General features: G+C 65.7%; 9 protein-coding genes. 5 read left to right on the forward strand and 4 right to left on the reverse strand.

Annotation, left to right across the window (positions count from 1 at the left end; translation table 11 throughout):
* Positions 1-15 precede the first annotated feature (15 nt).
* Together xsc and JYJ84_RS17350 are read right to left on the reverse strand one after the other, a co-directional pair.
* Positions 16-1,833 (reverse strand): sulfoacetaldehyde acetyltransferase, encoded by a 1,818-nt coding sequence (gene xsc, locus JYJ84_RS17345; protein WP_043179349.1) that lies wholly within the window; start codon positions 1,831-1,833, stop codon positions 16-18.
* Positions 1,834-1,994: 161 nt separating this feature from the next.
* A complete protein-coding gene (locus JYJ84_RS17350) occupies positions 1,995-2,393 on the reverse strand; it encodes a nuclear transport factor 2 family protein (protein WP_122949342.1) in 399 nt (132 codons plus the stop codon).
* 800 nt (positions 2,394-3,193) lie between these two features.
* On the opposite strand from JYJ84_RS17350, the gene JYJ84_RS17355 reads away from it, so the two are divergent.
* A complete protein-coding gene (locus JYJ84_RS17355) occupies positions 3,194-3,766 on the forward strand; it encodes a hypothetical protein (RefSeq protein ID WP_236027249.1) in 573 nt (190 codons plus the stop codon).
* 16 nt (positions 3,767-3,782) lie between these two features.
* On the forward strand, positions 3,783-4,037 hold the full coding sequence (locus JYJ84_RS37845) for a hypothetical protein (RefSeq protein WP_240201867.1): 255 nt from the start codon (positions 3,783-3,785) through the stop codon (positions 4,035-4,037).
* Between the two features lie 215 nt (positions 4,038-4,252).
* Here the strand turns inward: JYJ84_RS37845 and JYJ84_RS17365 are convergent, their stop codons facing one another.
* On the reverse strand, positions 4,253-5,779 hold the full coding sequence (locus JYJ84_RS17365) for a PLP-dependent aminotransferase family protein (protein WP_175221563.1): 1,527 nt from the start codon (positions 5,777-5,779) through the stop codon (positions 4,253-4,255).
* Positions 5,780-6,050: 271 nt separating this feature from the next.
* Between JYJ84_RS17365 and JYJ84_RS17370 the strand changes: the two genes are divergently transcribed.
* Both JYJ84_RS17370 and phnY read left to right on the forward strand, forming a co-directional pair.
* Positions 6,051-6,407 carry a GNAT family N-acetyltransferase gene (locus JYJ84_RS17370; protein WP_175221564.1) on the forward strand — a complete coding sequence of 119 codons (357 nt, stop codon included), beginning with the start codon at positions 6,051-6,053 and terminating at the stop codon, positions 6,405-6,407.
* A 44-nt stretch (positions 6,408-6,451) separates the two neighbouring features.
* Complete coding sequence (gene phnY, locus JYJ84_RS17375) at positions 6,452-7,906, forward strand: phosphonoacetaldehyde dehydrogenase (protein WP_175221565.1); 1,455 nt, start codon at positions 6,452-6,454, stop codon at positions 7,904-7,906.
* A gap of 45 nt (positions 7,907-7,951) precedes the next feature.
* On the opposite strand, the gene JYJ84_RS17380 is transcribed toward phnY, so the two are convergent.
* Positions 7,952-10,195 (reverse strand): TonB-dependent siderophore receptor, encoded by a 2,244-nt coding sequence (locus JYJ84_RS17380; protein WP_175221566.1) that lies wholly within the window; start codon positions 10,193-10,195, stop codon positions 7,952-7,954.
* Between the two features lie 323 nt (positions 10,196-10,518).
* Between JYJ84_RS17380 and JYJ84_RS17385 the strand changes: the two genes are divergently transcribed.
* The coding region (locus JYJ84_RS17385; protein ID WP_205189320.1) for an asparaginase at positions 10,519-11,561 on the forward strand (1,043 nt) is incomplete at its 3' end.

The raw sequence follows: 11,561 nt of genomic DNA on the forward strand, positions 1-11,561 counted from the left end.
GTCAGCGACGCGGCGTTACACGTAGTCCTTGTACTTGTCGAGCATGCGAACCGGCTTCGACAGCGCATCGCGACGGAACGGATCGCCGAGTTCACGCGTGCACATGATCTCGATGATCGTCGTCTTGCCTTCGTTCATCTGCATGTCGATCGCGCGCTTGAGCGCCGGGCCCACATCTTCGAGGCGGTCGACCGTGATCCCTTCGGCACCCATCGCACGCGCGATCGCCGCGAAGCTCTGGTTGTCGAGTTCACCCGCGACGAAGCGGCGGTTGTAGAAGTCGACCTGGTTCTTCTTCTCCGCGCCCCACTGACGGTTGTGGAACACGACGGCCGTCACCGGGATGTTGTGGCGCACGCAGGTCATCGTTTCCATCAGGCTCATGCCCCACGCGCCATCGCCGGCATACGACACGGCCGGGCGATGCGGCGCGGCGACCTTCGCGCCGATGATGGTCGGGAACGCATAGCCGCAGTTGCCCCAGCTCATCGCCGCGAAGAAGCTGCGCGGCTTGTTGAAGCGCAGGTAGCTGTTCGCGACCGAGTTGATGTTGCCGATGTCGGTCGACACCATCACGTCCTCGGGCATCGCCTTCTCGAGCTCGCGCAGCACCTGGCGCGGATGCAGGTACTGGCCGCCGCTGAACGGCTTCTCGTGCTTCTGTTCCTCGATCATGTCGAGGCTGTACGCGTCGCGCTCGTGCGTCCAGTCGTCGAGTTCCTTTTCCCACGCGGCCTTCTCGGTCGCGATCTGGTCGGCACGATCGCCGCGCGAGCCGTCGCACGCGAGCGTGCGGCCGTCGAGGCGTTGCGTGAGCGCGATCGCCGCGGCCTTCGCGTCGCCGCAGATGCCGACCGAGATCTTCTTCACGAGGCCGAGCATCTTGTGGTCGGCGTCGATCTGGATGATCTTCGCGTCCTTCGGCCAGTAGTCCATCCCGTGCTGCGGCAGCGTGCCGAACGGCCCGAGGCGCGAGCCGAGCGCGATCACGACGTCGGCGCGCGACAGCAGCTTCATCGCGGCCTTCGAGCCCTGGTAGCCGAGCGGGCCGCACCACAGCGGATGGTTCGCCGGGAACGAGTCGTTGTGCAGGTAGCTGTTGACGACCGGTGCGCCGAGCCGTTCGGCGAGCGCCTTGCATTCCTCGATCGCGTCGGCCATCACGACGCCGCCGCCCGAGATGATCACCGGGAACTTCGCCTGCGCGATCAGTGCGGCCGCGTCGTCCAGGCTCTGTTCGCCGCCGGCGCCGCGGTCGAGCCGGCGCGGTTGCGGAATCTCGACCTTGACCTTGCCGTAGAAGTAGTCGCGCGGGATGTTCAGCTGCGTCGGGCCCATCTCGGCCTGCGCGCGGTCGAAGCAGCGCGCGGTGAATTCGGCCATCCGCGCCGGGTGCGTGACGTGACCCTGGTACTTCGTGAATTCCTGGAACATCGGCAACTGGTTCGCTTCCTGGAAGCCGCCGAGACCGATACCCATGGTGCCGGCTTCCGGCGTCACGATCACCACCGGGCTATGTGCCCAGTACGCGGCCGCGATCGCGGTCACGCAGTTGCTGATGCCGGGGCCGTTCTGGCCGATCACGACGCCGTGGCGGCCCGACACGCGCGCATAGCCGTCGGCCATGTGGCCCGCGCCCTGTTCGTGCACGACCGGGATCAGGCGGATGCCGGCCGGCGCGAAGATGTCCATCGCATCCATGAACGCGGAGCCCATGATGCCGAACATGTCGGTCACGCCGTTGGCCGCGAGGGTCTCGACGAAGGCTTCGGACGGCGTCATGTCCTGCGGACCGTTCGCCGATGCACGCAGGGAAGTGGATTGTTCGCTCATGGGTTGTCTCCGATTTTTCAATTAACGGAACGTCTTGTTCCAGATGCTATTTGCTGGGGAAAGCCGGTCAAGTCATTCCGCCCGCTGTTATGGAATGTGGAATGAAATGAAATGATTCGTTTCAAAATGCGCGCGAGGGCGGTGGCCCGGGTGGCGTGCGCTCACGCCGGCTGTTTCGGCCGTTCCTTGCGGAACGCGCGCTTGACGGCGATCAGCCCGTCGCGGAATTCGAACAGGTCGCAGCCTTCGGCCTCGATGCGCCAGCCTTCGGCGTGCGTGCCCGTGAACACCCACTCGGAGACGCCGCGCTCGCCCGCGACGGTGTGGCGGCCGTGACCCCAGTGCGCGTCGGGGAAGGTCTTGAACACGGCTTCGAACGCGGCGCGTACCGCATCGCGGCCGACGAAGCGCGTGCCGTGGATGTCGGGGCCGCCGGCCGCGTCGAAGACGCAGTCCTCGGTCATGAAGCCCATCAACGCATTGGCGTCGTGCCGGTTGAATGCGTCGGAAAATGCCGCGAGCGTGGCGGCCGTGACGGGGGCGGTGAGCGTGTCGGACATAACGTGTCTCCTGTCGAATGGTGGGCGGCCGCAAGGCGCTCTGGCGCGCATGCGGCACGCGGTATCGACACGTTAGTGAGCGCTCGTTTTTGGCGGTAGCGCCAGTCGGGAGGTTTCGCTTGGGCCAGCGCCGGACGCGTAGCGGGTGGGCGGCAGAGGATGTGCTCCGTCACGGTCTATAACGGTTTTCCGATTGCCGATGCGCATCCATGGCGCAGGACGATTGCTTGTCAGGCGAATCAGTTTTGGGATGTGTATCAATCGGCTCGATTGGAATGACGCGGGGCGCCTGACAAATCGCAAGTTGGTGTTTCACAGTCGGAGAAATTCGAAATCAAACGCTCGCCCTTGCGGGGTGGGGCGCGGGGGATGTTCTGATTCGCAAGCGCTTTCCTTGGTTAGTGTGCTGTTTGGCCGGGCGGCCATTGCTCGCGTTCCACCCGGCGCGATCGCACAAGCGCTCGACCATTGCAACCGAGGATGCGCCCGTGGATCGACGGTCGATCCACGAGGCTGCGTCGACACAACCCATACCCCGACTTCATCCGAGATACCCACCATGATGCGACGAGCGGACACGGCGATCCTTGAGCAACAGGCAACCTCAGCGCGAGGATCGATCCGGCAACGTGCTGCGGGAGGCGTGAGCGCCGCAGCGGAATGCGCCGGACATGTGGGCACGGAACGCGTGCAACCGCTGCAGCGTTCGGGCGGGGAACGACGCGACGGGGAGTCGAACCCCCGTTGGGGGAACAACGACGAACACCACCGAAGGATCACCGGGTCTGGTGGACGTTGACATGCGACCGATCTGCGAAAACATGACTCCCCTGGCGTTCCGCGTCATGTTCGCGAAGGCGCAGGTGTTGGCCATCGGGCTGCTGGCCGCGCGTATTGCTTCCCTGAAAGGCTGGCCGCAGTCCGAGAAAGGCCGTGTGCTCAAGTGGTTCGGTCGCGACGACGAGCAGACGCGCACACGGCTTCTGGCCGGCTTGATGAAAGTGCAGGATGTCGTCCGTTCGTTCAACGAGCACAGCGTCGTTCGCGCCGGCAGCGCTGCCGGCGCGTCGATGGCATGCAACAGCGATCCGCCTGGAACCGATCAGGAAGCGGCCCATGTCTGCGCACCGGACACCGCAATGCACATGCCCTTCATCGGGGCGCGGTTTTGCACGATGCGCCCGTGGTCCGCGCACGCCGATTCGCAGGTGTCCGTGATCATTCACGAAGCAAGCCGTTTCCTCGATACCAGGACGGCAACCGGCAAGCCGTGCAACATCACACGGGTCCTTCCCGCATGGGGGCGAGCACACCCGGATTTGGCGATCAACAATGCCGAAAGCATCGCGGGGTACGTCGTCGACGGCGACTAACTTCCTGGCTGCTGTCGTGCTCGCGTTGATCGTTGCGCAGACAGCGCTTGCGTGCGAAGGGCCACAAAACCTTCCCGGTCAATACGTCGACGTTCGCTTTGAAAGTGATTCAAGCGAGATTCCCGGGACCGAACTGGCACGGTTGTCAGCATGGTCGAGCGATTTACACAATCGCTTTCCGATTCTCGATGTTGTCTGGCTTGCAGGGCTCTCGGAATCGACGAAAAGAACGCGCAGCAGCTGGCGTACCGACGAGCAGAAAACGTCATGAATGCGCTTGATCCGTTCATGATCAAAGGCAGGCGGAGCGCATTTATCGGTCGAATCTACCAGCCGGTTCCCGAGATTGATCAAAGCGGGCGGCGTGTTGAGGTCAATGTGGGGCCGGGATGCCCGGACCATTGTTGCTCAACCTCGAGCCCTACACCTGCCGGGCATTGACGTTACATGCCACCCTGACCAGGCCCGTGACATCGCGGGCCTCTCTCATTGATCGGGCCTCTGCGCCCGCACACACTGCGCGAGTGCCCGCACCCCCGGCTCGATCCGCTCCAGCGGAATCGCGGAAAATCCCATCCGGAAGCATCGACGCGCGTTGCTGTCGTCATTCATGAAGAACACGCCGCCCGGCTCGATCAGAATGCCGGCCGCCTGCGCGTCCACCGCGAGCCGTGCCGCATCGAGCCACGGCGGCCCCTCGACCCAGCACGACGCGCCGCCCGTCACGCGCACGTGGCGCGCTTCCGGCAGATGCGCATCGAGCGCGGCCATCAGCGCCTGCGAGCGCTCGCTGTACGCATGCGCGAGCCGGCGCAGCAACGCGTCGTGATGACCGAGCGCGAGAAAGGTCGCGAACGCCCGCTGGATATACGCAACCGGATGGCGCACCATCAGCCGCCGTAGCGCCCGCAACTCGCGGATCAGCTCGCGCGGCCCGACCACGTAGCCGAGCCGCAGCCCCGGCGCGAACGTCTTCGACAGGCTGCCGACGTAGATCACGCGGTCAGCCGTGTCGAGGCTCTTCAACGCCGGATGCGGCGTGCCGGAGAACGTGTTTTCGCTCTCGTAGTCGTCCTCGATGATCACGAAGTCGTGCTGCTGCGCGTGATCGAGCAGCGCGCGGCGGCGTTCGATCGGCATCGTCGCGGTGGTCGGGCACTGGTGACTCGGCGTCACGTACACGTAGTCGCAGCGCGCGAGCGTATCGCCGAGCGTGTCGGGTGCGATGCCGTGGCCGTCGACCGGCAGCGGCAGCAGCCGCGCGTTGCGGTTCTCGAAGATGTTGCGCGCGTCCGGATAGCCGGGGTTCTCGAAACCGACCGTCGTGTGCTTGCCGCACAGCAGGTCCGCGATCAGGTACAGCGCCTGCTGGCAGCCGTTCGTGACGACGATCTCGTCGGGCATTGCGAACACGCCGCGCCGCGGCAGCACGCGCGTGCGGATCTGCTGGATCAGCGATTCGTCGTCGCGTTCGATCAGGTCGGGCGCCCAGTTGCGGATCTCCATCACCGACAGCGCCTTCAGGCAGCATTCGCGCCAGTCGTTGGTCGGAAACAGCGACTGGTCGAACTGCCCGTAGATGAACGGAAATTCGTAGTGCTGCCAGTTTGCGGGCTTCACGATGTTGCGCTGCCTCGACGGCGGATGCGTGATGCGTTTCTCCCAGGCGGGGCGCCCGGGCACGTCGTCGCCACCGGCTGGCAGGGCGCCGGCCCGGACCTGCGCGAAGCCGGGCACGCCTTCGAGCATCTTCGGGTTCACGAAGTGCCCGCTGCGTTCGCGCGAGATCAGGTAGCCCTCCTCGACGAGCATCTGGTACGCGAGCACGACCGTGTTGCGCGCGACGCCGAGCTGGTCGGCGAGCTCGCGGCTCGACGGCAGCGCGGCATCGGGGGCGAGCTGGCCGTCGAGGATCGCGGCCACGAGCATCCGCCGGATCTGGTCCTGCAGGCTCGACGCCGACGACCGCCGGAACTGCTGGGCCCATAAGGCGGTCGGGGTACGACTCGACATGCTTCCTCCTGTGATCGGTACGGGAAACGCGAGGCGGTGCGCGTGGTGTGCACGTGGCCCGCGAGGGGCGCGGTGTCGCGAGAATACGCGCGTTGCGCCGCGGATGTGGACTCAATGAATGGTGTCGTCTGGCACTACTGCGCGCCGACGTGGCAAGACGATACTCAACTCGTCGCGCCCGGACGATCCGGATAACTCCCCGGTACGTGGGCGCAGGAGGGCGTGCGCGCATCGCGTTCGCCTGCAGCGTGATGCAACGGAGAGGGATGCCATGCATGTCGTCGTGTTCAGGGATCGCTGCGAGCGCGTGATCCGCATCGTGTTCGACGATGCAGGTGCGACGGCAGTCGCGTATCGCGACGACGACGCGATCGGAGCACTCGACATCGACGACGATGGTGACGGTGAGGGGCGATCGCCGTCGCTCACGCGGCTATACGTCGAACCTGCGTACCGGCGCAGCGGCATCGCGCACACGCTGCTCGCGTGCGCGTCGCGCGAATTCGGGCGGCCGATTCGGATCGACGCCGGCGCGCGTGAGTGGCCCGATACGCCGGCGTGGTCGACGCTGTGCCGCTGCCTCGAATACGAAGGAGTGGTCGTGGTGCGCCAGGCCGCGCGGCGGTAACCGAAAGCGTGGCCACGACCACGCTGCACCCAGACGGAGACGACATGAGCACGGTCCTGAAGCCGATTCCCGCATCCGACGTGCGGCACGAAGCGTTGCGTATCGACGGGCAGCGCGTGTGGCGCGACGCAGTCATCGACGTGCGCAACCCGTACGACGGCTCGCTGGTCGGCACCGTGCCGAAGGCGACGCTGGACGACGTGCGGCGCGCGTTTGCGGCCGCGCGTGCGTACCGGCCGACGCTCACGCGCTACGACCGCGCGGCGATCCTGCGCCGTGCGGCCGACATCGTGCGTGCGCGCACCGCCGAGATTGCCGCGCTGATCACGGCCGAGTCCGGCCTGTGTCTCAAGGATTCGACCTACGAAGCGGGCCGCGTGGCCGACGTGCTGACGTTCGGCGCCGGCGAAGTGTTGAAGGACGACGGGCAGATCTTCTCGTGCGACCTGACACCGCACGGCAAGAAGCGCCGCGTGTACACGCAGCGCGACCCGCTGCTCGGCGTGATCTCCGCAATCACGCCGTTCAACCACCCGATGAACCAGGTCGCGCACAAGATCGTGCCGTCGGTGGCGACCAACAACCGGATGGTCGTGAAGCCGTCGGAGAAGGTGCCGTTGTCGTGCTACCTGTTCGCGGACATCCTGTACGAAGCCGGCCTGCCGCCACAGATGCTGCAAGTGCTCACCGGCGACCCGAAGGAGATCGCCGACGAGCTGATCACGAACCCGGCGATCGACCTCATCACGTTCACGGGCGGCGTATCGATCGGCAAGTCGATCGCGTCGCGGATGGGCTACCGGCGCGCGGTACTCGAGCTCGGCGGCAACGATCCGATCATCGTGATGGAAGACGCCGACCTCGACGAAGCGAGCACGCTCGCGGTGTCGGGCTCGTACAAGAACTCGGGGCAGCGTTGCACCGCGATCAAGCGGATGCTCGTGCACGAGTCGGTAGCCGATCGCTTCACGGAGCTGGTAGTCGAGAAAACGCGCGCATGGTCGTACGGCAATCCGGCCGATCCGTCGGTGGACATGGGTACGGTGATCGACGAGGCGGCCGCGAAGTTCTGCGAGCAGCAGGTGAATGACGCGATCGCGCGCGGTGCGCGGCTGCTGGTTGGCAACGTTCGCAACGGCGCGCTGTATTCGCCGACGGTGATCGATCGCGTGACGCCCGACATGCCGCTCGTGAAATACGAAACCTTCGGCCCCGTGTCGCCGATCATGCGCTTTCGCGATATCGACGAAGCGATCCGGATGTCGAACAGCACCGACTATGCGCTGTCGTCATCGGTCTGCACGAACCGCTTCGACAGCATCACGCGCTTCATCACCGAGCTGGAAGTCGGCAGCGTGAACGTGCGCGAAGTGCCGGGCTACCGGCTCGAAGTGACGCCGTTCGGCGGCGTGAAGGATTCGGGGCTGGGGTACAAGGAAGGCGTGCAGGAAGCGATGAAGAGCTTCACGAACGTGAAGACGTATTCGCTGCCGTGGTGAGCGAGGCGGGGAGGGGCGTACCACGCCCTCCCGCCGTCAATCGCGTTACTGATAGAAGTTGAGCGTGACCATCGCCGAACGGCCCGGCGCCCACGTCGCGTAGATCGGATACGCGCTCGCGTAATACTTCTTGTCGAACAGGTTCTGCACGTTGAGCTGCACGTCCATCGTCTTGTTCACGCGCCACGTTGCGGCGGCGTCGAAGCGCGCGTAGCCGGGCGTCCATTTCTTGGTCGTCGCGGATACCGACGCATAGGTCTGGCTCATCACCGTCGCACCGGCGCCGAGCGTGAGCTTCGGCATCACGTCGTAGCTCGTCCACAGCGTGAAGTTGTGCTTCGGCACCATCACCATCGGCAGGCCCGATGCGCCCGGGCTGCCGGGGCCCGCGTCGGTCGTGATCGCGTTCAGGTACGAGTAGCCGCCGAACACGTGCCACTTCGGCGTCACGTTGCCCGCGAAGCCGAATTCGAAACCGCGCACGCGCTGCTTGCCCGCGTTGACCGTGTGACCGAGGCCGTCGCTGACGCGCGCGTTGGTCTTCTCGGTCTGGAACAGCGCCGACGTCAGCGACAGCTGATCCTGCAGCACGTCCCACTTCGCGCCGATCTCGATGTTGCGCGAGCGCTCGGGTGCGAGGTCCTGGTTCGTCGCGGTGATCTGGTCGGTGCCGCCGCCGAGGCCGCCGTTCGAGCCCGGCGGGTTCGACGACGTGCCGTACGACGCATACAGGCTCACGTTGGTCACCGGCTTGAACACGAGGCCGAACTGGTAGCTGAACAGGTTCGACGTGTTCGACAGGTCGGCGACGCCGGCCTGCTTGCCGGTCGTGTCGTAGCGGTCGAAGCGCAGCCCCGTGTTGAACTGCCAGCGCTCGGACAGCTTCACGGTATCGAAGATGTACGCGGATACCGTGTCGGTGCGCGTGTTCGTCGTCGGGCCGGGGAAGCCCTTGTCGCCGTTCAGCACGATGCTGCCGGTCCACGGCATGTTCGGGTTCCAGCCGCCCGTGAGCGGCGTGCAGTTGCCGGCCACCGAGCAGGGGCCGCCCGAGCGGATGTTGTTGCCGGCCGAATCCGACACGAGATAGCCTTCGTAGCGCGCCTGTTCATGGCTGAACTCGACGCCGGCCGTCATCGTGTGCTTCATGCCGAACAGGCTCGCGCTGCCGGTCACTTCGGTCTGGTTCGAGAAGCCGTTGAGCGCGTACTTGCCGCTCTTCGCCTGCAGGCCCAGCATGTTCGGGTTCGACGCGAGGATCTGCGGGTTCGTCGCGACGTAATCGAGCGTCGAGCGGCCGAACATCGTCGTGTTCTTCAGCTTCCAGTCTTCGTTGATCTTGTGCTCGACGCGCACCTGGGCGGTGTCGGTCTGCCCGTAGCGGTAGTCGCGCGTGTTCAGCCCGAAGAACTGCCCGCGATCGGTCGGCACCGGCGTGCCGCCCGTCGAACGGAACGGCACGCTGAAGTCCGGCATGTCGTACGAGTTCATGTGGTAGTAGCTGACCGTGACCGTGGTCGGCGTGTTCAGCCCGAACACGATCGACGGCGCGACGCCCCAGCGCTTGTTGTACACGTCGTTGCGGCCGGCCTGGTTCGCGTCGTGCCCCATCACGTTCAGGCGCACGGCCGTCGTGTCGTTGATCTTGCGGTTTGCGTCGACCGTCGCGCGCTTGTAGCCGTCGGTGCCGAAGCCGATGCTGCTGTTGATGAAGTCGTCGTTCTTCGGCGTCTTCGTGACGATGTCGATGCTGCCGCCTACCGAGCCGCGGCCCGCATAGACCGAATCGGGGCCCTTGATCACGCTGATCTGCTCGACCGCGAAGGTCTCGCGGTTCTGCAGCCCCGAGTCGCGCATCCCGTCGACGAAGATCGAGTTGCGCGATTCGAAGCCGCGGATCACCGGACGGTCGGCCGACGGGTTCGCCGCCGCATCGCCGCCGAGGAACGTGATGCCCGGCACGGAGCGCAGCGCATCCGCGAACGACGTGACGTTCTTTTCCTTGATCAGTTGCTCGGGGATCACCGTGACCGAGCGCGGCGTATCGAGCAGCGGCGCGGTGAACTTGTACGACGGCGAACGCTTCACCTGCATGTCCGACGGCGCGGTCGACTTGACGTTGATCGTCGGCAGCGTCGCCTGCACGTCGGCGGACGGGGCCGGCTGGTCGGCGGCAGCGGAGGCAGGAGCAGGGGCGGTTTCGGCGGAAGCAAGCAGCGGCGTCAGGAACACGGAGCAGGTCAGTGCCGATACGAGGGCACGAGGCCTCGTCTTGAACTGGGCGGGCATATCGGGAAGCAGCGGAAGATTCGGTGAACGGGTGCGTTTTCTCGACGCCGGCCGGGCAGGCGCAGGACATCGGAAACGTCAATGTAAATGCGTATGATTCGCGTTAGCGGTCGCAATTGTACGGATTGGTACCAAATATGTAAACGATTGAATGGTTTTTGTACTAATCCGGTCAGGTTCTCGTGGGGGCGCGATCGCCTTTGCGTCGCGTGCAACACGGCTTTCCATCGCCCGGCCGGTGCGCGGCGGCGGCGACTCGATACACTGCCGTACCGGTTGGACGGGCCCCGGCAAGCAGGCCCCGAGCAAGGAGACAACACACGATGGACACCCAACGCGCAGCAGTCGTCACATACCGCGGCCATGCGATCGAGAACACGCACATTGCCCATGTGGCGGTGGTCGATGCACGCGGCAGGCTGCTGGCCCGGTTCGGCGATCCGTTCCGGATGACGCTCGCGCGGTCGGCGGCGAAGCCGGCCCAGGCGTTGTCGGTGATCGAGACGGGCGCGCCTGAACGCTTCGGCTTCGACGATGCGGACATCGCGCTGATGTGCGCGTCGCACAGCAGCGAGGACCGGCATATCGAGCGCACGCGCGCGATGCTCGCCAAGGTCGCCGCGCACGAATCGGATTTGCGTTGCGGCGGCCATCCGCCGTTGTCCGACGCTGTGTACCGGTCGTGGATCAAGCGCGACTACACGCCGACCGGCGTGTGCAGCAACTGTTCGGGCAAGCACGTCGGGATGCTGGCCGGAGCGCAGGCGATCGGCGCCGCGATCGCCGATTACCATCTGCCCGAGCATCCGATGCAGGTGCGCGTGAAGCACGTGGTGGCCGATGCGTGCGGGCTGCGCGACGACGAGGTCGACTGGGGCATCGACGGGTGCAACCTGCCGACGCCGGCGTTTTCGCTGGATCGGCTCGCGCGTCTCTACGCATCGCTGGCCGACGGGGCGGATACGGTGGAGGCGGGCGGTGGCGAAATCACCGATCGCGTGCGTGCGCTGGCGCGCATTCATCGTGCGATGACGGCCTATCCGGAGCTGGTTGCCGGCGACGGGCGCTATTGCACGGTGCTGATGAACGCGTTCGACGGGCAGGTGGTCGGCAAGCTCGGCGCCGACGCGTGCTACGGGATCGGCGTGCGGGCGTCGGCGCGCACGCGGGAGTTGGGCGCCGATGGTGCGCTCGGCATCTCGGTGAAGATCGAGGATGGCAATCTCGACGTGCTCTACATGGTCGTCAGCGAACTCCTCGAGCGGCTGCAGATCGGCACGGCCGCGCAGCGCGCACAACTGGCCGGCTTCCATCGGCCGCGGATGCTCAACACGCAGGGCGTCGAGATCGGGCACGCCACGTTCCC

The organism is Burkholderia sp. LMG 13014, assembly GCF_905232215.1.
Taxonomy (GTDB): domain Bacteria; phylum Pseudomonadota; class Gammaproteobacteria; order Burkholderiales; family Burkholderiaceae; genus Burkholderia.